Origin of the sequence: Bacillus sp. FSL P4-0290 (genome assembly GCF_037975435.1) — a bacterium.
GTDB lineage: Bacteria > Bacillota > Bacilli > Bacillales > Bacillaceae > Bacillus > Bacillus subtilis.
Genome location: NZ_CP150253.1, coordinates 353,329 through 374,371 on the forward strand (window position 1 = coordinate 353,329; position 21,043 = coordinate 374,371).

At 45.0% G+C, this 21,043-nt stretch carries 18 protein-coding genes and 2 pseudogenes; 10 read left to right on the top strand and 10 right to left on the bottom strand.

The features are described from left to right. Positions 1 to 29 precede the first annotated feature (29 nt). From nasD to nasB, 3 genes are all read right to left on the bottom strand, one after another. Positions 30 to 2,447 (bottom strand): NADPH-nitrite reductase, encoded by a 2,418-nt coding sequence (gene nasD / locus MKY10_RS01900; protein WP_029727067.1) that lies wholly within the window; start codon positions 2,445 to 2,447, stop codon positions 30 to 32. Positions 2,448 to 2,567: 120 nt separating this feature from the next. Beyond that, positions 2,568 to 4,700, bottom strand: a complete 2,133-nt coding sequence (gene nasC / locus MKY10_RS01905; RefSeq protein ID WP_114523690.1) for an assimilatory nitrate reductase catalytic subunit — start codon at positions 4,698 to 4,700, stop codon at positions 2,568 to 2,570. 6 nt (positions 4,701 to 4,706) lie between these two features. Beyond that, the gene (gene nasB / locus MKY10_RS01910; RefSeq protein ID WP_048654747.1) at positions 4,707 to 7,022 is read right to left on the bottom strand and encodes an assimilatory nitrate reductase electron transfer subunit NasB; all 2,316 of its coding nucleotides are present in this window, start codon (positions 7,020 to 7,022) and stop codon (positions 4,707 to 4,709) included. A 179-nt stretch (positions 7,023 to 7,201) separates the two neighbouring features. Between nasB and MKY10_RS01915 the strand changes: the two genes are divergently transcribed. The 5 genes and pseudogenes from MKY10_RS01915 (at position 7,202) to zinU (ending at position 11,522) form a co-directional block, all read left to right on the top strand. Then, on the top strand, positions 7,202 to 8,407 hold the full coding sequence (locus MKY10_RS01915; protein WP_003246358.1) for a nitrate/nitrite transporter: 1,206 nt from the start codon (positions 7,202 to 7,204) through the stop codon (positions 8,405 to 8,407). Between the two features lie 116 nt (positions 8,408 to 8,523). Further along, entirely contained in the window at positions 8,524 to 9,438 is a 915-nt protein-coding gene (gene folE2 / locus MKY10_RS01920; protein WP_003246378.1) for a GTP cyclohydrolase FolE2, read from the top strand. Then, on the top strand, positions 9,435 to 10,019 hold the full coding sequence (locus tag MKY10_RS01925) for a L,D-transpeptidase (protein ID WP_003246380.1): 585 nt from the start codon (positions 9,435 to 9,437) through the stop codon (positions 10,017 to 10,019). Before folE2 ends, MKY10_RS01925 begins: the two co-directional genes overlap by 4 nt. A 95-nt stretch (positions 10,020 to 10,114) precedes the next feature. Continuing rightward, positions 10,115 to 10,301 (top strand): annotated as a pseudogene (locus tag MKY10_RS01930) (hypothetical protein). A gap of 27 nt (positions 10,302 to 10,328) precedes the next feature. After that, positions 10,329 to 11,522, top strand: a complete 1,194-nt coding sequence (gene zinU, locus MKY10_RS01935) for a zinc metallochaperone ZinU (protein WP_046380776.1) — start codon at positions 10,329 to 10,331, stop codon at positions 11,520 to 11,522. Between the two features lie 48 nt (positions 11,523 to 11,570). Here the strand turns inward: zinU and MKY10_RS01940 are convergent, their stop codons facing one another. Both MKY10_RS01940 and MKY10_RS01945 read right to left on the bottom strand, forming a co-directional pair. After that, complete coding sequence (locus MKY10_RS01940; RefSeq protein ID WP_024572176.1) at positions 11,571 to 12,251, bottom strand: amino acid ABC transporter permease; 681 nt, start codon at positions 12,249 to 12,251, stop codon at positions 11,571 to 11,573. Between the two features lie 9 nt (positions 12,252 to 12,260). Then, positions 12,261 to 13,124, bottom strand: a complete 864-nt coding sequence (locus MKY10_RS01945) for a transporter substrate-binding domain-containing protein (RefSeq protein WP_029317191.1) — start codon at positions 13,122 to 13,124, stop codon at positions 12,261 to 12,263. A 160-nt stretch (positions 13,125 to 13,284) separates the two neighbouring features. On the opposite strand from MKY10_RS01945, the gene MKY10_RS01950 reads away from it, so the two are divergent. The 4 genes from MKY10_RS01950 to bglC all read left to right on the top strand — a co-directional run bounded on the left by MKY10_RS01950 (position 13,285) and on the right by bglC (position 15,958). Continuing rightward, the gene (locus tag MKY10_RS01950; RefSeq protein WP_128992271.1) at positions 13,285 to 13,482 is read left to right on the top strand and encodes a hypothetical protein; all 198 of its coding nucleotides are present in this window, start codon (positions 13,285 to 13,287) and stop codon (positions 13,480 to 13,482) included. A gap of 19 nt (positions 13,483 to 13,501) precedes the next feature. Then, positions 13,502 to 13,957, top strand: coding sequence for an RDD family protein (locus MKY10_RS01955; RefSeq protein WP_048654748.1), 456 nt, complete (start codon positions 13,502 to 13,504; stop codon positions 13,955 to 13,957). Between the two features lie 81 nt (positions 13,958 to 14,038). Beyond that, a complete protein-coding gene (locus MKY10_RS01960; protein WP_015252849.1) occupies positions 14,039 to 14,371 on the top strand; it encodes a YckD family protein in 333 nt (110 codons plus the stop codon). 153 nt (positions 14,372 to 14,524) lie between these two features. After that, entirely contained in the window at positions 14,525 to 15,958 is a 1,434-nt protein-coding gene (gene bglC / locus MKY10_RS01965) for a 6-phospho-beta-glucosidase (RefSeq protein WP_048654749.1), read from the top strand. Positions 15,959 to 15,994: 36 nt separating this feature from the next. Here the strand turns inward: bglC and nin are convergent, their stop codons facing one another. From nin to hxlA, 5 genes and pseudogenes are all read right to left on the bottom strand, one after another. Further along, on the bottom strand, positions 15,995 to 16,393 hold the full coding sequence (gene nin, locus MKY10_RS01970; protein WP_015715226.1) for a DNA-entry nuclease inhibitor: 399 nt from the start codon (positions 16,391 to 16,393) through the stop codon (positions 15,995 to 15,997). A gap of 26 nt (positions 16,394 to 16,419) precedes the next feature. Then, on the bottom strand, positions 16,420 to 16,869 hold the full coding sequence (gene nucA, locus MKY10_RS01975; RefSeq protein WP_003234608.1) for a DNA-entry nuclease: 450 nt from the start codon (positions 16,867 to 16,869) through the stop codon (positions 16,420 to 16,422). A gap of 167 nt (positions 16,870 to 17,036) precedes the next feature. Further along, positions 17,037 to 18,750: pseudogene (gene tlpC, locus MKY10_RS01980) on the bottom strand (methyl-accepting chemotaxis protein TlpC). A 110-nt stretch (positions 18,751 to 18,860) separates the two neighbouring features. Then, the gene (gene hxlB, locus MKY10_RS01985) at positions 18,861 to 19,418 is read right to left on the bottom strand and encodes a 6-phospho-3-hexuloisomerase (protein ID WP_014478803.1); all 558 of its coding nucleotides are present in this window, start codon (positions 19,416 to 19,418) and stop codon (positions 18,861 to 18,863) included. Between the two features lie 5 nt (positions 19,419 to 19,423). Then, positions 19,424 to 20,056 (bottom strand): 3-hexulose-6-phosphate synthase, encoded by a 633-nt coding sequence (gene hxlA, locus MKY10_RS01990; RefSeq protein ID WP_003234604.1) that lies wholly within the window; start codon positions 20,054 to 20,056, stop codon positions 19,424 to 19,426. A 228-nt stretch (positions 20,057 to 20,284) separates the two neighbouring features. On the opposite strand from hxlA, the gene hxlR reads away from it, so the two are divergent. Then, positions 20,285 to 20,647 carry a transcriptional activator HxlR gene (gene hxlR / locus MKY10_RS01995; RefSeq protein ID WP_003246265.1) on the top strand — a complete coding sequence of 121 codons (363 nt, stop codon included), beginning with the start codon at positions 20,285 to 20,287 and terminating at the stop codon, positions 20,645 to 20,647. Positions 20,648 to 21,043 lie beyond the last annotated feature (396 nt).

Here is a 21,043-nt window from a genome sequence, read left to right on the forward strand (position 1 = left end):
CCATTCCTCCTCAATGATTGTTTTTGTCATTATGATGTGGTCACGACATTTTCAAATAATTCTTTCGAGGTTTGTTTATCCTCTAAAAAGTCTTTCCACGGATCCTTGTGGACAGAGAGTGTTTCATTCATTCGGTCGTTCAGCTCCTGCCGCTTTTCCGGATCGTTTAACACGGATTGGACATGGGATAAACCGACGCGCTCAAGCCATGCGGACGTACGCTCCAGATAGTTTGCGGTTTCCCTGTAATATTGCAGGTAAGCGCCCGCGTATTCTAAGACTTCTTCATTTGTTTTCACCTTCATCAGCAAATCGCCGGCACGCAAATGGGTTCCGCCGTTTCCGCCGACATAAAGCTCCCAGCCTCCGTCGATGCCAACAACGCCAAGGTCCTTAATGCCGGATTCCGCACAGTTTCGCGGGCAGGCAGACACGGCCATTTTGACTTTGTGAGGCGTGTTCAGCCCTTCGAATTTTTTCTCAAGCGCAATGCCCAGTGCCATGGAGTCTTGTGTGCCGAAGCGGCAGAATTGCTCGCCTACACATGTTTTCACTGTGCGGAGCGTTTTTCCGTATGCGTAGCCCGACGGCATATCAAGATCTTCCCATACCTTCGGAAGGTCTTCTTTTTTCACGCCGATAAGATCAATTCGCTGGCCGCCTGTCATTTTCACGAGCGGGATCTCATATTTGTCAACGACATCGGCGATCTTGCGCAAATCTGTGGAGTTGGTCACGCCGCCGTACATCCGAGGAACGACTGAGTATGTTCCGTCTTTTTGAATATTGGCGTGCATTCGTTCATTAACAAAGCGGGATGTCCGGTCATCCTCGTATTTGGTTGGATTGATCATGCCTAAGTAGTAGTTCAGAGCCGGCCGGCATTTGGAACAGCCTTCTGGCGTTTTCCAGCCGAGCACATTCATGACTTCTCTTGTATGTGACAGCCCTTTGGCTTTGATTTCTTCTACGACTTCATCTCTTGACAATGTGGTGCAGCCGCAAATGGCTTCTTTTTGCGCTGACGCATCAAAGTCTGATCCGAGCGTATGCTGGAGGATTTCTTCTACGAGTGGCTTACAGCCTCCGCATGAGCGGGATGCGCCGGTGCATGCTTTGATTTCGTCCGTTGACGAGCAGCCCTTTTCCTGTATGGCTTGAATAATCGCACCTTTTGACACGCCGTTACAGCCGCAGATGATTTCATCGTCGCTCATCGCTGCGGTTATGCTTGTGCCTGCTTCTTGGCTGAGAGGCTGTAAGATTGATATTTTAGAGGTTTCAGAGATATCGGCTTCTTTTTGAATCATAGAAAACAGGCGGTTGCCTTCGTTGCTGTCACCGAATAAAACAGCACCGACAATTTGATTGCCTCTCAGGACTATTTTTTTATAGATGCCGTCCTGCTCATCGAAGACTTTAATCGCTTTTTTCTCCTCTGATTCGTTAAAGTCACCGGCAGAGAAGACCTCGACGCCTGATACCTTTAACTGTGTGGAGAGAACGGAGCCCTCATACGGTTTTGTTTCGATGCCGCAAATATGCTTCGCCAGCACTTTTGCCTGTTCATAGAGCGGTGCCACAAGCCCGTAGGCGATTCCGCGGTGCTCGGCACATTCGCCGACCGCGTAAATGTGCGGGATTTCAGTCTGCATATAATCATTGACGATGATGCCGCGGTTAACCGGAATGCCGCTCTCGGCGCCGAGTGTTGTATTCGGACGGATGCCGACAGCCATGACGACTAAATCGGCTTCAATGCTTGTGCCATCTTTGAAGCGAAGGCCTTCGACACGGTCATCACCGACAATTTCTTCTGTTTGCTTTTCAAGTAAAAAGGTCATACCTTGTTTTTCTAACTCGTTTTGCAGCAGGCGTCCTGCCGTTGCATCAAGCTGGCGCTCCATCAGGAATGGGGCAAGGTGGATGACGGACACGTCCATGCCGAGATTCAGCAGTCCGCGAGCTGCTTCCAAACCAAGTAGTCCTCCGCCGATGACGGCAGCTTTTTTATATTGTTTTGACGCGGCGAGCATTGTGTCTGTATCTTTTATGTCCCGGAAAGCTGTGACGCCTTTTTTGTCTGCGCCCGGAATCGGAAGGATAAAAGGGACCGAGCCTGTCGCCAGGATCAATTCATCGTAAGGCTGGATTCTGTCTGCATCTGTGATGACTGTTTTGTTTTCCGTGTCCACTTTGATGACTGTTTCATTTGTATACAATTGAATGTTGTTTTCTTCGTACCAGTCCCAATCGTTTAACGTAATATCTTTAATATCTGTATCGCCTTGAAGCACTTTTGACAAAAGGATTCGGTTGTAATTGGGATGCGGTTCGGCACCGAAAATTGTGATCTGAAACTCGTCTTTAGCAACACTCAGTATCTCTTCAATGGCCCTTACCCCGGCCATTCCATTACCAACAAGAACTAGCTGTTTTTTTCCCATCAGATGATCCGCTCCTTATCAATGTTTTTTCCAGCGTAGCACAGCGAAAAGGAATATTTAAGATACATGTTATAAAATGTAACAAAATATACGAAAAGTTCTAAAAATTTTATGAAAAATTTAAATGGGTCTGATTCGGACGGTACATACCTTAAAACCGGGCATTTTACAGGCTGGATCTAAGGCTTCCCCGATTAAATCATTCACATTTTGAGCGTCTGCCCAATGGATGGGAACAAAAACAGTATCTTTTCTGATTTGTTCTGATAATTTGCTGCGGACGGTGATGCTTCCCCGCGGCGATTCTATTTTTACCAGCACACGGTCCTCGATATTGTAGGTTGCTGCTGTTTGCGGATGGATTTCGATAAACGATTCAAAATGTCTCGCGGTAAGGGCGGCGCTTTTTCTTGTTTGGACGCCTGTTAAGTAGTGAGACATGACTCTGCCTGTTGTTAAATAAAGCGGATAATCGGCTGTCGGCTTCTCTTTTGGAACAGGTGGCTCGTTTGGAATCACACTTAATGCCGCTTTTTGATCCGGATGAGCAAATGATTCTGTAAACAAGCGTCCAATTCCGGGATGATCAGGTTCCGGACACGGCCAATGAATGCCGCCTTCACGTCTGAGCCTGCCGTATGAGATGCCTGAATAATCGGCAATCCCGCCTCGGCTCGCTTCTCTCAATTCATTGAAAATATCCTCCGCTGACGTATAAGAAAAGTAGCGGCCCTTGCCGAGAGCGGATGCGAGATCACAAATGATCTGCCAATCATGCTTTGCTTCGCCGGGACATGGCCGGCTTGTTTCTCTTAATGTCACGCGTCCTTCTACATTTGTCATGGTGCCTTCATCTTCTAAGTAAGAGGAGGCGGGTAAAATCACATCTGCGTATTTCGCAGTCTCAGAAATAAACAAATCGATTGCAACAAAGAATGTCAGTTTACGTAAAGCCTTTTTCACAAGATTCGCATTTGGGCTGGAGACAGCGGGATTGGAGCACATGAGGAACAATCCTTTGATGTCGCCGTCATTGATTTTTTCCATCATTTCATAGGCTGAGACACCTTTTCGCGGCAGATCATCCTGATGGATTCCCCACACTTTCGCAACATGTGCCCGGTGTTGTTCGTTTTCAATAGATCGATAGCCCGGAAGCTGATCGGCTTTTTGGCCATGCTCTCTTGCACCTTGCCCGTTGCCTTGTCCGGTGATCGCCCCGTAACCTGAGTAAGGTTTGCCGATTTTTCCTGTGATCAGCACCATGTTTAAGAAGCCTTTCACAGCCGCTGTTCCATCGGTTTGCTGTTCAATCCCGCGGGCTGTAAACAGCATGCCGGACGTTTCCTTGGCAAACTTTACAGCCGCTTTTCTTATATCCACCAGGGGGACACTCGTCTGTTCGGCGATGTCATTCAGGTCCAACGAGTCAGTATGCTGCTTCAGCTCTTCGAATCCATTTGTTCGTGATTGAATGAAATCTTCGTTTATAAGCTGTTCGTCAATGATGATTTTGACGAGACCGTTGGCAAGGGCGGCGTCTGTGCCGGGTTTGATTTTCAGATGAAGATCGGCGATTTTCGTTGTCGCTGTTTCACGAGGATCAATGGCAATGAAGTAAGCTCCGTTTTCTTTCGCTTTTTCAAAATACGGCATAATCGTAGGCTGGCATTCCGCAATATTGGTGCCGGCCAGAATGATCACACGGGTGTGGGGAATGTCTGATAAGGGATTCGTTAAGCCTCTGTCCGCGCCGAATGTTTGGTTGGCTGCGGTTGCTGCGGCGGACATACAAAGCCTCCCGTTGTAGTCAATGTATTTTGTCTGTAAGCCCACCCGTGCGAATTTCCCTAACAAATACGCCTCTTCATTTGTAATCGAGGCGCTTCCGTATACCGCCATAGCGTCATGGCCGTGTTCTACTTGTATCATTGTCACTTGGTCTTTAATGTAATTCAGTGCTTCTTCCCAGGAAACAGGCATAAACTCGCCGTTTTTCTTCAGCAGCGGCCGGGTGATGCGGGAGGAGTTCAGGGCATGCTGGTGGGCGTTCATGCCCTTCATGCATAGCCGACCCTGTGTTGTAGGATTATCAATCCCGATCGCAGTGTACTTTTTGCGCGTGACGATGGTTTGTTCCACGAGCTGCATTTTGCACTGCATGCTGCAAAACGGGCATTGAGTGTCATATGTTTTTTCTGATTGGACGTCTTGCTGTTTATCACGGAAATATCTAAGCAGTCGTTCAGTCAAAATGCCTCATCCTTTCTTATATGCACCCGTCTCTACAGTCGGGTTTTGAATCAGTGACAGATCTGTTTGGAGGCTTTCCAGCAGCTGTGCCCTTAGGTCTTCTTCGAATAGCACTTCTCTGATATGAACGATCCCGAGACGGTCTATCCACTGATGAACACCTTCTAAGTAATGAGCCGTTTCCCGATAATACTGGATCAGTCCTTTGATCATGCCGGCAGTGCTGTCTTCGTTCTCAGTCACGCAAAACAAAGCTCCTGAACGGGCATGAGTTCCCCGGACGCCGCCGATGTGAATGTCCCAGCCAGCTTGTCTCCGAATTGCGCCGACATCTTGCAAGGCGGCATCGGTGCAGTCTGTTTCACATGATAAGCTGATAGAAATGGGAGCGGGTAAGGGAAGCATCTCAAGTTGTCTTTCGATTTGGGCTGCCAGCTGCTGAATTGATCGATTTTGCCCGCATGTACATGCTTTGATGGTTTGCAGCGTGTGTCGGTGTTCATTAGTGTAAACGGGCATTTTCAGGTCTTTTTTCATGTTCGGGAGATCCGCAGGCTTGATCCCGGAAAGCTTCAGCCTTTGGCCGTGAGTGATGGATACGTCGGGAATGCTGTATGCCTCAATGATGTTGGCGATGGTTCTTAGCTGCTCCGCGTTTGTCCGCCCGCCGTACATTTGCGGGATCAGGATGCATGTCTCTTCAGTGGCTGGCTCAGGCTGGACAAACCCAGGGTACAGCATTTCCAGATAGTATTGAATCGCAGGAACACAAGTACTGCATCCGTTTTTTGTTTTCCAGTCAAGCTGGTTCATCACTTCTGCCGGATTAGTGAATGGCCTGCGCTGAAGCTCAGCGATGATGTCGTCTTCTGTAAAATCAGTACAGCTGCAAAACGAAGGTGTGCCGGCGGGCTTCGTATATTCGCTGTTGGTCATGTGCCTCAAAAGGTCTTCAACGAGCGGTTTGCATCCTCCGCAGGACCCAGTGGCTTTGGTGCAGTGCTTGACTTCCTCAACAGTTGTTAAGCTATTCGTGTGCACCGCTTCTTCAATCGCGCCTTTCGTCACTGTGTTGCATTGGCAAATCGTTTCACTGGAAGGCATGGATTCAAATAAAGGGCCGCTTGTCTCCGGTTCGATGATCTGCTTTTTGACAATGGAGATGTCTCGTTGTTTAAGGAGGCTGTCGAGAAGCCGCTGCTTGTCACGGGTGTCTCCGAATAAAATAACGCCGGCCAGTTTTTCATCTACAAAAAGCGCTTTTTTATAAACGCCTGCTTGTTCGTCGTAGATTTTGATGCTCGTCGTGCGTTCATCCTCTTGGATCTTTCCTGCTGACCACACATCGATTCCAGCTATTTTTAACGCCGCTGATGGTGCTGAGCCTTGATATTCCTCACATGGAACGCCGCAAATATGACTGGCGAGCGCTTTTCCCTGCTCATAAAGCGGAGCCACCAATCCGTACACCGTTCCGTTATGCTCAGCGCATTCACCAACGGCGTAGATATTCGGTTCGCTTGTCTGCATGAAGTCATTCACGATGATCCCGCGGTTCACTTTGATTCCAGCGGATACAGCCAATTCAATATTCGGTTTGACGCCGGCCGCCATCACAATCAAGTCTGCTTTTAATGAAGAGCCATCTTTAAAATGGATTCGGTCTGCCTTCGTGGCGCCGGAAATGGAGACGGTGTCTTTCTCCAAAAGAAAGGTTAGGCCTTTTTGTTCCAGCTCTGTTTGCAGCAGCCGCGCCGCTGTTTGATCGAGCTGTTTTTGCATAATGCCGGCGGAGTGGTGAATGACGCTGACATCCATACCGAGATGCTGTAAACCGACTGCAGCTTCCAGTCCTAATAAGCCGGCTCCGATTACCGCAGCCTTTTGAAAGTGCTGGGCCATGTTCATCAGCGCTTGGCAGTCTTCTATTGTCCGAAATCCATAGACACCTTTTTTGTCTGCCCCGGGGATAGGGAGAATATGAGGGGAGGAGCCTGTTGCCACTATTAATTTGTCATACGACAGAGTGCGTTTCCGATCTGTGATGACCTGCTGCTGATCTGTATCAATCTGAATAACCGTTTCGCCTGTGTAAAGCGTGATCCCGTGCTTGTCGTACCAATCCTTGCTGTTCAGTGTAATATCATCGAGTGACGCTTCACCCTGCAATACAGAGGATAAGAGAATGCGATTGTAATTGGGATGCGGCTCGCTTCCGAAAATGACAATCTCAAACATGTGGTGATTCAGCTTTAATACTTCTTCAATACAGCGGATTCCGGCCATGCCGTTTCCCGCTAACACTAATCTTTGTTTCTTCATGTATCAGACCTCCTTTGGCGAAGCTCGTAAGTTTTCTCCTATTAAAAATTATGTCACAATGCATTGTTAACGCATTAAACGTGTCACAAAAACTTACACATGTCTTTTCCAGAAAATAATGGTCCTATATCCTTGATTCAGAAAATGTAAAATAATGAGGGTCTAGAAAGGGGAATCTTATGAAGCTGTCGGAACTGAAAACTAGCGGTCATCCACTCACTTTGCTCTGTTCCTTTTTATACTTTGATGTCAGTTTTATGATATGGGTTATGCTTGGGGCGCTGGGTGTTTATATTTCTCAGGATTTTGGCCTGTCTCCTTTTGAGAAAGGGCTTGTCGTAGCTGTGCCGATTTTATCTGGATCTGTGTTTCGTATCATTCTTGGTATTTTAACGGACAGAATCGGACCGAAAAAAACGGCAGTGATCGGGATGCTGGTGACGATGATTCCGCTGCTTTGGGGGACATTCGGCGGCCGTTCCCTGACTGAGCTGTATGCCATCGGGATTCTGCTTGGCGTGGCGGGGGCAAGCTTTGCTGTAGCGCTGCCTATGGCCAGCCGCTGGTATCCGCCTCATTTGCAGGGACTTGCGATGGGGATTGCCGGAGCGGGGAACAGCGGCACGTTGTTTGCAACCCTGTTTGGCCCTCGTCTGGCAGAGCAGTTCGGCTGGCACATTGTCATGGGAATTGCGCTAATTCCATTATTGATCGTCTTTATTCTTTTTGTATCCATGGCAAAGGATTCCCCTGCACAGCCGTCTCCCCAGCCGCTCAAAAGCTATCTGCATGTGTTTGGGCAAAAGGAAACATGGTTTTTCTGCCTGCTGTACAGCGTCACATTTGGCGGATTTGTCGGGCTCTCAAGCTTTTTATCTATTTTCTTTGTTGATCAATACCAGCTGTCAAAAATTCACGCAGGGGACTTCGTTACATTATGTGTGGCGGCGGGGAGCTTTTTCCGGCCTGTCGGGGGCTTGATTTCAGATCGTGTCGGCGGCACGAAAGTTCTTTCTGTATTGTTTGTCATCGTGGCACTGTGTATGGCCGGAGTCAGTAGCCTGCCATCTCTCTCAATGGTTATTGTTCTATTGTTTGTCGGAATGATGGGGCTCGGAATGGGAAACGGCGCAGTATTCCAGCTCGTGCCGCAGCGCTTCCGCAAAGAAATCGGCATGGTGACGGGAATCGTCGGTGCGGCCGGAGGAATCGGAGGGTTTTTCTTGCCGAACATCTTAGGATCTCTCAAACAGATGACAGGCACATATGCTATCGGTTTTATCACGTTTTCCTGTATCGCGCTGCTGGCGTTTGCACTTGTGCTTGCCGCAGGCTATTACTGGCGGAAAAGCTGGAGCGCGGAAAGCAGCCCGGCGGATGTTTAGGATTTTGACGGACACGCGTTTGTGCGTGTCTTTTTTATTTTCTCTTGATTTTCAACAGTGAACCGATCAAAATAAATAGTAATTATTACGATTTGTTAGTGAGAGGAGTTTTCTGAATGAATCAACATACGCTGCTCCCGAAAAAAACGGAGCGTCTTCAATACTTTGGATCGGTCAGTCCGATCAAAGGCGAGAAACCAGTGGAAAAAGAGAAAATGAAGGACCTGCAAAATATCAGGAAGGATTATTTTTTTGACATTCAGCATGTAGGTGTAGCTAATGTGTCCCATCCAGTCACAATCACTTCTGCCATGATGCCTGCCGAGCAAACAACGGCTGCGAACTTTACAATGACTTGTAATTTGCCGAGAAATCAGAAGGGGATTAACATGAGCCGGTTAACAGAGCTGCTGCAAGTCTATCATCAAAATGGCTGGATTCTCTCATTTTCCTCTCTTCAGCAATTTACGAAAGAGCTTGCAGAAAACATGGACACATCATCTGCCACAGTTGAAGTGAGGTTTCCGTGGTTTTTCGAACGGAAAAGCCCGAAGCTTGAGAAAGCGGGTTTGATGCATGCTGATATATTCATGTCTGTCACCTATCGCAAAGATCAGCCGTTTAAACAGCGTGCCGGCATCTCAGCAAAAGTAACGACTCTGTGCCCTTGCTCCAAGGAAATCAGCGAATACAGTGCCCATAATCAGAGGGGAACGGTCAGCATTTGGGCGGATATTCACCCGGCCGCATCGCTGCCAAGTGATGTTAAAGCTGATTTGCTTCACGCCGCAGAATCAAATGCTTCTGCGAGACTGCATCCGGTATTGAAGCGGCCTGATGAAAAAGCCGTGACAGAAACGGCCTATGAAAACCCGAGATTTGTTGAGGATCTCGCCCGGCTGATTGCTGCAGATTTGTTTGAGCTTGAATGGGTGTCAGCCTTTGAGATTGAATGCCGAAATGAAGAATCGATCCATCTTCACGATGCCTATGCGAAGCTGTGTTTTTCGAAGGAAGTGGATAAAATATGAAACTCTCATTATTCATTATTGCAGTTCTTATGCCAGTCATCCTGCTGTCAGCCTGCTCCGATCATGCAGAAGAACACGCAAGTATCAATACAAAGAAAACGGTCGAAAACATAACGGACGTTCGAAAAACAGCAAAAACAAGCATTGATTGGACAAAGCCTTCGGGCGGAGAATACCCGGATATTAAACAGAAGCATGTCTGGATTGATGTGAATGTGAAGGAGCAGAAGGCTTACATCAAGGAAGGAAGCAACACCATCTATACAATGATGATTTCTTCTGGTCTTGATCAAACAAAAGATGATGCTACGCCAAAGGGCACCTTTTATGTAGAGCCTGAACGGGGAGAATGGTTTTTCTCCGAAGGATACCAGGAAGGCGCAGAATACTGGGTATCATGGAAAAATCACGGTGAATTTTTATTTCATAGTGTGCCAATGACTAAGGATCAAAAAGTCATCAAAACGGAAGCAGAAAAACTAGGAACGAAAGCATCTCACGGATGTATCAGGCTGACCATTCCAGATGCGAAATGGGTATATGAAAATATCCCTGAACATACAAAAGTGGTGATCAGCTGAATTGAAAACCGTTGACAAAAAGGAAAAAAGACCATACAATTTAAATCGTAACAATTACGTTTTATGATAAATGGCTTATCATTGTCTGTGCATCTGTGAAAAGCGGAAAGGCATCGATTAAGGATCTTGCTGTCGGCAAAGGCAAGGATTTGCGATGGGGAAAAGGAATTAAACGCGGTTGGAGCCTTTACTGATTTAGAAATCGGGTGGCAGCGAGAAATAAGCGCGAATAGCTGCTCTACACCATTGTACATACGGCGAAGTATTCAATTTAAATCGTAATCATTCTATTTTAATGGAGGCACTATTATGAAAAAAATTCCGGTTACCGTACTGAGCGGTTATCTAGGTGCGGGAAAAACAACATTGCTGAACAGCATTCTGCAAAATCGCGAAGGCTTGAAAATAGCGGTTATCGTAAACGATATGAGCGAGGTGAACATTGACGCGGGCTTGGTCAAGCAGGAAGGGGGCCTTTCCAGAACAGATGAAAAGCTTGTGGAAATGTCAAACGGCTGCATTTGCTGCACGCTTCGCGAAGACTTATTAATTGAAGTTGAGAAGCTGGCAAAAGACGGACGGTTTGATTATATCGTCATCGAATCAACAGGAATCAGCGAACCGATCCCGGTGGCCCAGACTTTCTCTTATATCGATGAAGAGATGGGAATCGATCTTACAAAATTTTGTCAGCTGGATACGATGGTGACAGTGGTTGATGCCAACCGTTTTTGGCATGATTATCAGTCAGGTGAAAGCCTTCTGGACCGCAAAGAAGCATTGGGGGAAGAGGATGAAAGAGAAATCGCCGACCTCTTGATCGATCAAATTGAGTTTTGCGATGTACTGATCTTAAATAAATGTGATTTGGTCAGCGAGCAAGAGCTCGAACAGCTTGAAAAAGTTCTTCGTAAACTGCAGCCAAGAGCCAGGTTCATTCGTTCCGTCAAAGGAAATGTAAAACCGCAGGAGATTTTGCATACAGGGTTATTTAACTTCGAGGAAGCGAGCGGATCGGCCGGCTGGATTCAAGAACTGACGGCAGGCCATGCGGAACACACCCCGGAAACAGAAGAATACGGTATCTCTTCATTTGTATATAAGAGACGTTTGCCGTTTCATTCTACACGATTTTACCGTTGGTTGGATCAAATGCCAAAGAACGTGGTACGTGCCAAAGGAATCGTCTGGTGCGCATCTCATAACAACCTTGCTTTGCTGATGTCGCAAGCAGGTCCGTCGGTTACGATTGAGCCTGTATCTTATTGGGTGGCGGCGCTGCCGAAGCTTGAGCAGGAGCAAGTCAAACAGCAGGAGCCGGAAATCCTGGAGGAGTGGGACCCGGAGTTCGGCGACCGCCTAACGCAGCTAGTTTTTATCGGAACTGACCTGGATGAAGAAACGATCACGAAAGAGCTTGATCAATGCCTGTTGACTGAGTATGAATTTGATTCCGACTGGTCGCTGTTTGAGGACCCGTTTAAATGGAAGCTGAATCAATAGAAAAAAAGCCGTCCCCTGGGGAGCGGCTTTTTTTAATGAAACGTTTGTTTAAACATAATGAGCGTATTTTTTCTCAAGGATATTCTGAAAGACCGCGGCAATGGAGCAGATGGCCCAATAAATGAGAGCGGTCAGAATATACATGGTCATATAATCAAACTCTCTGCCCCCGATGATTTTCGCATGCTGGAGCAATTCCGGCACTGTAATCATCGCAGCGAGAGATGACGCCTTGATTAAGTCGAGCAACACATTGGCAAGCGGAGGCAGCGCAATACGTATCGATTGCGGCAAAATGATGCCCCTCATCGTCTGCCAATAGGAAAGACCCAGCGAGGATGCGGCTTCCCACTGTCCTTTTTCGACGGATGAAATGGCTGATCGGTTAATTTCCGCAATGTAGGCGGCGCTGTTAAGGCTAAAGCCGATTAAAGCAGCCGTGACCGCGGAAAATTGAATGCCGATATAAGGAAACCCGAAATAAAGGATAAACAAAATCACTAAAATCGGAACGCCCCGCATAAATGAGATATAGAGCTTCGCTGGCCATCTTAACAAAGCAAGCTTAGACATTCTGGCGAGTGATATGAACAGGCCGATCACAGTTCCCGCAAACATGCTTACAAAAGAGATGAGCAGTGTATACCCAATGCCTTTTATGACATAAGGGAACGATTCAATAGCCAGCTTCGTGTTGAAAATATATTCCCATTGAATGCTATTGATCATGGCGTCCGATTACAAATCAACGTCCTGAACGTCGGCATCAATTTTTTTTGATACATCTGCTTTATTGAAGAATTGTTTCGACAGTTTAGTCAAAGAGCCATCCTTGCTCATCTCTTTCAATGCTTCGTTCATCTTTTTCTGAAGTGCCGCATTGCTTTTTTTCATGACAAGGGCCTGTTTGTTCGGCATGTACTTGATGTCAGGATGAATTGTAATGTTGAGATCCGGGAATGCCGCGAGCGCAAGTGTCTGCAGGTAATAGTCGTTTAAAATGACGTCAGTGCGTCCGTTGGCAACATCTTTTAAATATTGCTCATTCGTCGCATTATCATAAATCACTTCTTTGGCGCCGTATTTTCTCGCGACATCCATGTAGACGGTCGTAGCCGCGCCAGCCGCTTTCTTCCCTTTTAAATCCTTAAGCGTTTTAATCCCTGATAAATCGTCTTTTCGGACAATTGCCGTACCGTATGAATATTTATATGGAGTAGAAAATGCGAACTTCTTCTCGCGGTCCTTCGTCACATCGATGTCATTTGCGGCTGCGTCAACCTGTCCGCTGTTCACCGCTGTCAGCATCCCGTCAATGCCCATCTCCTTGAACTCAACCTTCAATCCCAGGCGTTTTGCCGCTTCACGAACAACTTCAACCTCGTAGCCCGTCAGCTTATCGGAGCCAGAGTCGGTATCATGATAAGAAGTGGGATAAAGCGTACCTGATGTAGCGACTACGATTTTCCCTTTGTCCTTGATTTGCTCCCAGCCTGTATCCTTGGAATCGGCTTCATTTTTGCCGGAACAGGCTGCCAATATAAGAAAGAAAGCCATTGTGAAACTGAATATAACGGCTTTGGATTGCTTGAATGATTTCACCTATAGTTCCCCCAATCTGTTAATCAACTAAAAAGATAGCATTGAACATAAGGGGTTGCAATATGTTGATCACGTTTTCAAAAAGTTCGAATTGTGTATACAAAAGGCATAGTGGGTGTTTAATAGCGGCTATGAAGGGAATTGGTGATGAACAAAGGAGTTGTCCAAGGATGAATGCCCGACGTACCAAGGAAACGCATGTGAAAGTGAAGGATGCAGCAGACCCGTCACTCATCTATGCCAATACCGGAAGAAATGGTCAAGAGGCATGAATCCGATCTTCAGAATAAATTTAAGTCTTGCTGATGCCCCTAAGGCATATGATATATTCGATGAGAAAGAAAACGGAAACATTTAAACCATAATGGGGGAGTCAAATGAATATTTACAAACCAGCCGGATTTTGGATCAGACTTGGAGCTGCATTGTTAGACTACATTATAGTCTCCGTGCCGCTTTTGCTGATCTATTGGCTGATTACAGGAAAAGACCCAAACGACAGCATGTTCATCAGTTTGGTTGTTCTGCTGTATTCTATTTTGCTGCCAGTGTTTTGGCGCGGTTATCTTATCGGAAAAAGGATCTGCGGAATCAGAATCGTAAAAAAAGACGGATCACAGGTCAGCCTGTTAACAATGTTTTTACGGGTTATTGTAGCCGGCCTGGTTTACTGTATAACCTTCGGACTCGGCTTGATCGCCAGCCTGATTCTGATTGCCGTACGAGAAGACAAACGGACCCTGCATGATTTAATCGCGGGAACATATGTCACTTATGCGACACCAGGTGAAGAAGAACTTAATAATGACGAAGAGATTAGAAAGAGCGAATAATGGTTCGCTCTTTTTATTTTTATGCATAAAAAATACAAGGCAGAAAAACATATGAAAAATAGGATTGGAGGAATAAACTGGATGAAACGAATAACCATCAACATCATCACAATGTTCATTGCAGCGGCTGTCATTTCTCTGACCGGTACAGCTGAGGCCGCTGAAAAACAGCAGCAGCCTCCCGCAAATGTTACACTGACAGATCAGCAAAAGAAAGAGATTGAACAACTGGAAGCAGAGATTCTTAAAAAGCGCAAAGACGTGATCTCAAAGTATGTACAATACGGTATCCTGCCTAAAGAAAGAGGAGAACACATCAAAAATCACTTGGACAAACACTTTGAAATGATGAAACAAAACGGCTTTGTTCCAAAGCACCATCCTCATCCGCATAAATTTGAAAAAAGACATTAAGATTTTAAGCATCCAATGGGAATTGGGTGCTTTTGCGTTATTTACAGGTAGGCAATATTAGCTGAGCTGTTCCGCGACTAACATCGAGTTGATATGAAACGCGTTTCATAGCCTATGATAGGTTTATCAAATAATTCAGGAGTGATAAACACTATGATCCACCGGCATCCAGAATCTTTTCCGAAACATTTTTTGTGGGGCTCTGCTTCTGCAGCGTACCAGATTGAAGGCGCTTGGAATGAAGATGGCAAAGGCCCTTCTGTTTGGGATGTGTTTACGAAAATACCGGGCAAAACGTTTAAAGGAACCAATGGCGACATTGCGGTTGACCATTATCACCGATTTAAAGAAGATGTCGCTCTGATGGCTGAGATGGGGTTAAAAGCGTATCGATTTTCCGTCAGCTGGCCACGGATTTTTCCAAAAGGAAAAGGAGAGATCAATGAAGCAGGTCTAGCGTTTTACGATAGTCTGATTGATGAATTGCTTTGTCATAACATCGAGCCGGTTCTGACTTTATATCACTGGGATTTGCCTCAAGCGCTTATGGACGATTACGGCGGGTTTGAATCCAGAAACATCATAGAGGATTTTAATCACTACTGTATTACTCTTTATAAACGTTTTGGAGACAGGGTGAAATATTGGGTTACGTTAAACGAACAGAACTACAATTTTAATCACGGATTTATTACAGCCATGCATCCGCCTGGAGTGAAAGACAGAAAACGATTTTACGAAGCAAACCATATTGCGTTTCTGGCTAATGCAAAAGCCATCGAATCATTTAGAGAATATGTGCCTGAAGGCAAAATAGGTCCTAGCTTTGCTTATTCTCCGGCTTACCCTTTATCAAGCCATCCAGAGGATATACTGGCATTTGAAAACGCCGAAGAATTTACGAACAATTGGTGGCTTGACATGTATTGCTGGGGAACCTACCCGCAAATTCCATTCCGCTACTTGGAAAAACAGGGATGGGCGCCGACAATTGAAGCAGGAGATATGGACCTGCTCGCCAAAGGGAAGCCTGATTTTGTAGGTGTCAATTATTATCAGACGATCACCTATGAACGAAATCCGCTTGATGGTGTGTCAGAAGGGAAAATGAATACGACAGGCCAAAAGGGAACCAATCAGGAGACGGGGATACCCGGAGTGTTCAAAACGAAAAAAAATCCGCATCTGACAACGAGCAACTGGGATTGGACAATTGACCCAATTGGGCTGCGTATCGGTCTTCGCCGAATTACAAGCCGCTATCAGCTTCCAGTGTTTATAACAGAGAACGGTTTGGGTGAATTTGATAAAGTTGAGGACGGCACTGTACAGGATGATTATCGAATTGATTATTTGCGTTCGCATCTTGAGCAATGCAGACAAGCCATCAGTGACGGTGTCGATTTAATCGGCTATTGCAGCTGGTCGTTTACTGATCTGTTAAGCTGGCTGAACGGCTACCAAAAAAGATACGGATTTGTATATGTCAATCGTGATGAAGAAAGCACATCCGATTTAAAACGCTTGAAGAAAAAAAGCTTTTATTGGTATCAAGATGTCATCAAGACAAACGGAGAAAGTTTATAAAGAGTCCCTGAGAGTTATTCTCTCAGGGGTTTTTCATTACACAGAAACAGCATCAATAATATAAGTGTCGGCGTGCAAATCTGACATTTCAGCCGGCACAGTCCAGCATGTCAATTGATAGTCTCCTTTAGGCAGATCAAAGGACAGTCTTTTAGACATGATGCTTTCAATATGAATTCCGTTTTCTGTGACATGAAAAGGAACAGTCACTTTTTTTTCGTAGGAGCTTACTGTTTCTGAACTGTTCAGGCGCAAAAGAATAAAGGCCTTTGTATTTCGCTGTGCCTCAAAGGAAATGGCTCCGTCTGCCGCAGCATATCCTTTTTCAATCGCTTCGTCAGTCCAATCCATTACAGGAGGTGTAGAATCCTTTTGAAATACAGTAAATTGATGATATGAAATCGAAAGTTCTTGCGGCTTCCATGATTTGATCAATGTGCTGTTCCTCCTCTATGTACTGTTTACTGAATTGTGAATAAAACCTTTGTGCCGTCTGGGTAATCGGTAAGCTGATGCCCGACCCAAGAGCCTGCTCCGCGGTTGTCAGCGGGAGAAATGTATTCTACAGAAGCTCCCTCACCGCCTTCTTTGCACATGGCCATTGGCCATTCATCTCTGTCATACCCCTTTTTGGAAGGTACGTCCTTTAATGATTGCTCGCGGCGTTCCTCAGCTCCGTCTCTGTCAATAGTGCACACCTCTGAGTGTCCCTCATTTATCGCATCCTTAATATGCTTGGCAGTTTCGGGATACCGGTCAGATGGGAAGGCGATTGTTTCATCATATTCTTTCGTTTGAGACGTTTTTTGATCAGTTGAAAAAAAGTCTCCTTTTATCAGACCGACAGCTGCAGCTGCTATGATGACGATGACGAGAAGTATCGTTTTTATGATGTCCGTCGTGATGTTCACCTCCCGCTTTTAAAACTGACACAAGAGTAATCCAGAAAGCATTTGGTGTAAAGGTTTAAATTTTATGTTTTACGCTCAGTTTATTGCAGAAATCGTAATTTTAGCAGATCGAAATATTTGTTTTCAGCAAAATACGATTGCCAATTTACAATAATGATAGTAAGTCATCAGCCGTTTTCGGCTTGATTAATCATTTTAAATTGGCTTATGATACCGGTAAGCTCCTCAGCTAATTGAGAAAGTGTCTGCGGTAATCTCCTCCATTGCAGCAAATTGCTCCTCTGTTAATGCAGCCGCTTGCCGGGTATTTTTAGTAGATTCTTTAATGTCGGCCGTATTGGCTGCAAAGGAATCATTTATATGATGTGCACTGGCTGAAATGTTTGTTACAGATGCTGATAAATCACTAATCTCGGCGCTGATTTCACTTGTTGCAGCTGCAATTTCCTTAAATGCATCTCTGGTGCGCTGGATCATGGTGACTCCTTCTGCAGCTTCTGTTTTCACATACTCAACAGATCTTGCAGACCGGTTCATATCCTTTTGTATTTCTATGATCAGTTTTGAAATCTGCCCCGCAGACTGTTGAGACTCTTCCGCTAATTTCCGTACTTCATCAGCAACAACAGCAAAGCCTTTTCCTTGTTCACCGGCTCTGGCAGCTTCAATCGCTGCATTCAGCGCAAGCAGGTTTGTCTGATCGGCAATTTGGGTGATGACCGATAAAATTTGCTCAATTTGTTTAGAGCGGCCGTCTAACTGGTGTATGATTTCTCCGCTTTTCTGAATTGACTGGTGAATCGCATCCATTTGCGCCTGTACATTTGCAATTTCCTTTTGTCCAATGTCTGCTTTTGATTGAGCGAGCTGCCCTTTGTCAGCGATAGCGGCAGTATTTGCAGAAATATCCCGGATGTCTGCTGAAGCTTGTTTTAATGAGCTTTCACTATTTTCAATTCGGGTGATCTGATCTTGGGCTCCATTTGCAATCTGCTGTACAGCTTCTGTGATTTTTTCTGAAGCTTGATTTGTTTCCTCTGCTCCGGCTGAGAGCTGCTGAGAGGCTGACGCAAGCTGAAGGGCTGATTGTTGTACGGTTTGTATGGTATCGTTCAGCTTCATTCTCATCTTATTATAATAGACGCTTAGTTCTGATAGCTCGTCACCGGTTTTGTCTGACACCTCTATTGTCATATCTCCGTTTCCGGCACTTTCAAAGGCACTTTTTAAAGCGTTCAGCCGCTTGTTGATTTTTCTGGTGAAAACCAAGACAAGGATGACTGATACCATAATGACGATAACAAGAACGATAGCGAATTGAGTGAAAAGTGATTGTGTAAGTGATGCTAAAATACTTTGATTAGCTCCGGTATACAGCATGCCGATGATGTTCCCATTTTGATCTTTTAACGGCATGTATGCAGTCTGATAAGAAGAACCTGCTACATCTGCTTGTCCGTAAAAACGCTTTCCTTTCTTTAAAACAGCGGCAATAACTTCAGAAGAAGCCTGGGTGCCGACAGCTCTTTCGCCATTTTTCATGACATTGGTTGCAACACGAGTATCGCCTTGGAAAATGGTAATGGTATCACCTGTTTTTTCGCCAAGCAGATCAACAATATCTTCATTTCCATTGATTTGTGTTTGCCCTTTATAGAGCTTATTGTTTTTCACCTGCCAGTCGCCTGACATGACATCATCAATATAAGTGCTGCTTAAAGCGAGATCACCTTTCGCTTTTTCAGTTGCCATTTGTTTCATGCTTTCTGTAATTTCCTTAAGCATCACAGTGCCAACTGATGCCGAAAACAAAAGAATCACCACGAAAACGAGGCAAAGAATTTTAGTTCCTAGCTTCATCTTAAATCGTTTTATCAACATAATTCCTCCTTTTATGATTTATAGGTCATATTACTTATCGGGTTTTTGGGTTTAAAGTTTTATTTTTAAAAAAATAAAACCGGCCTGATCTTCAGGCCGGTTGTGTGATGCTATTCAAGGTTTGCGTGGTGAGTGAACATAGTTTCAGAATCGAGTCCTTTTTTCTCCATGAGTTTTAAAATCACTGCATCATAGAATAGCAGCAAAGTTTGTTCAAATAATGATCCCATTGGCTGAATGGTTTTATAGCTTCCGTTTGACGGGTCTTTAGGAGAACCAGGCATTCTGATGATGAGGTCCGCTTGTTTTCCGACGCTTGATTCCGGATTGATGGTTAAAGCGGCAACAATTCCGTGTAAGCTTTTTGCTTTTGCTGCGGTATGAATCAAGCTCTTTGTCTCGCCTGATCCTGAGCCGATAATAACTAGATCTCCTTCGGCGAGCGGCGGAGTGAGAATCTCACCTACTATATGGGCGTTGAAGCCCATGTGCATCAGTCTCATCGCGAAGGATTTTGCCATCAGGCCAGACCGACCCGCACCCGCGGTGAAAATTTGGTGGGATGACAGAATGTGATCGGCAAGCTGGTCAGCCTCTTCATTAGAAATATAAGCTGCTGAATTGTGTAACTCATTGAGAATTTCCGCTACGTATTCAGTCGTTTTCATAGAAGTTATCCTTGGACAATCAGCTGCTTCATTTTTGAAGCTGTTTCCGCCTTATCAGCTGCGCTTGTAATTCCGCCCCCAACAATGACAAGGTCAGGGTTTTGCTTGATCACTTCTGGCAGTGTATCAAGTTTGATGCCACCCGCGATTGCGGTTTTTGCGTTTTTTACGGTATTTTTGATTGTCGTTAATTCTTCGAAAGAGTTTTTGCCCTCTGCTTGAAGATCATAGCCAGTGTGGACGCAGATGTAGTCAACACCGAGTGCGTCAATTTCTTTCGCACGGGATTCGATATCCTTCACGTTAATCATGTCCACTAAGATTTTCTTCTTTTGTTTTTTGGCTTCTTCTACTGCGCCTTTAATCGTTGCATCGTCTGTAGCCCCTAAAACGGTGATGATGTCAGCGCCTGCTTCCGACGCTTTCATAATTTCGTAGCCTCCGGCATCCATGATTTTCAGGTCTGCAAGAACCTTCAATTGAGGAAATGCTTCTTTTATTTCTTTAACGGCTCTTAGGCCTTCATTGATGACGACCGGTGTTCCGATTTCAACTACGTCGATGTATTGTTCTACCTCTTTGACGAGCTCAATGGCTTCCGGGATGTTGACGAGGTCTAATGCAAGCTGTAATTCCATTGTTGATCCACTCCCTTTTTCGAATTATTTTTCATTCTATAGGTTCCTTCTTTTGATGAGAAGTAGGCACTTTGAAGTCAACAAGTTACTTGGAGGATACTGTGAGGAGAGACAATCAGATTTCTTTCGCTTGATTTTATGAGTGAGTATAATGAAAAAAGAGTCTGCAAAAAAGTAAGTGATGATACGTATCTAACATACAAAAAGGTTACTAAGGGGGGGATTCTATTGAGCCGGATGGACGACAAAAGGTTTAATTGTGAGAAGGAATTAACGCTTGCAGTGATTGGCGGTAAATGGAAAATGCTCATTTTATGGCATTTAGGAAAAGAAGGCACAAAACGGTTCAATGAATTAAAAACATTGATTCCTGATATTACGCAGAAGATCCTCGTGAATCAGCTGAGAGAGCTTGAGCAGGATATGATTGTTCACAGGGAAGTGTATCCAGTTGTCCCGCCGAAGGTTGAATATTCTCTGACCCCGCACGGAGAAAGCCTCATGCCTATTCTTGAAGCCATGTATGAGTGGGGGAAAGGTTATATGGAATTGATTGATATCGACAAAAATGTCATGAAAGAATCGTTGTAAGACGCTCTTCGCAAGGGTGTCTTTTTTTTGCCTTTTTTTCGGTTTTTGCGCGGTACACATAGTCATGTAAAGATTGTAAATTGCATTCAGCAATAAAAAAAGATTGAACGCAGCAGTTTGGTTTAAAAATTTTTATTTTTCTGTAAATAATGTTTAGTGGAAATGATTGCGGCATCCCGCAAAAATATCCCTGTAAATAAACTGGAATCTTTCGGCATCCCGCATGAAACTTTTCACCCATTTTTCGGTGATAAAAACATTTTTTTCATTTAAAGTAAACGGTAGAAAGATAAAAAATATTGAAAACAATGAATAAATAGCCAAAATTGGTTTCTTATTAGGGTGGGGTCTTGCGGTCTTTATCCGCTTATGTTAAACGCCGCAATGCTGACTGAC

Bases quoted from the DNA above. Each gene is read 5' to 3' on its own strand.
- nasD (WP_029727067.1), bottom strand. From the start codon at position 2,447: ATGGGAAAAAAACAGCTAGTTCTTGTTGGTAATGGAATGGCCGGGGTA.
- MKY10_RS01915 (WP_003246358.1), top strand. From the start codon at position 7,202: ATGAAGCTGTCGGAACTGAAAACTAGCGGTCATCCACTCACTTTGCTC.
- MKY10_RS01955 (WP_048654748.1), top strand. From the start codon at position 13,502: ATGAATATTTACAAACCAGCCGGATTTTGGATCAGACTTGGAGCTGCA.
- MKY10_RS01925 (WP_003246380.1), top strand. From the start codon at position 9,435: ATGAAACTCTCATTATTCATTATTGCAGTTCTTATGCCAGTCATCCTG.
- hxlB (WP_014478803.1), bottom strand. From the start codon at position 19,418: ATGAAAACGACTGAATACGTAGCGGAAATTCTCAATGAGTTACACAAT.
- MKY10_RS01940 (WP_024572176.1), bottom strand. From the start codon at position 12,251: ATGATCAATAGCATTCAATGGGAATATATTTTCAACACGAAGCTGGCT.
- folE2 (WP_003246378.1), top strand. From the start codon at position 8,524: ATGAATCAACATACGCTGCTCCCGAAAAAAACGGAGCGTCTTCAATAC.
- nasB (WP_048654747.1), bottom strand. From the start codon at position 7,022: ATGAAGAAACAAAGATTAGTGTTAGCGGGAAACGGCATGGCCGGAATC.
- bglC (WP_048654749.1), top strand. From the start codon at position 14,525: ATGATCCACCGGCATCCAGAATCTTTTCCGAAACATTTTTTGTGGGGC.
- zinU (WP_046380776.1), top strand. From the start codon at position 10,329: ATGAAAAAAATTCCGGTTACCGTACTGAGCGGTTATCTAGGTGCGGGA.
- MKY10_RS01960 (WP_015252849.1), top strand. From the start codon at position 14,039: ATGAAACGAATAACCATCAACATCATCACAATGTTCATTGCAGCGGCT.
- hxlA (WP_003234604.1), bottom strand. From the start codon at position 20,056: ATGGAATTACAGCTTGCATTAGACCTCGTCAACATCCCGGAAGCCATT.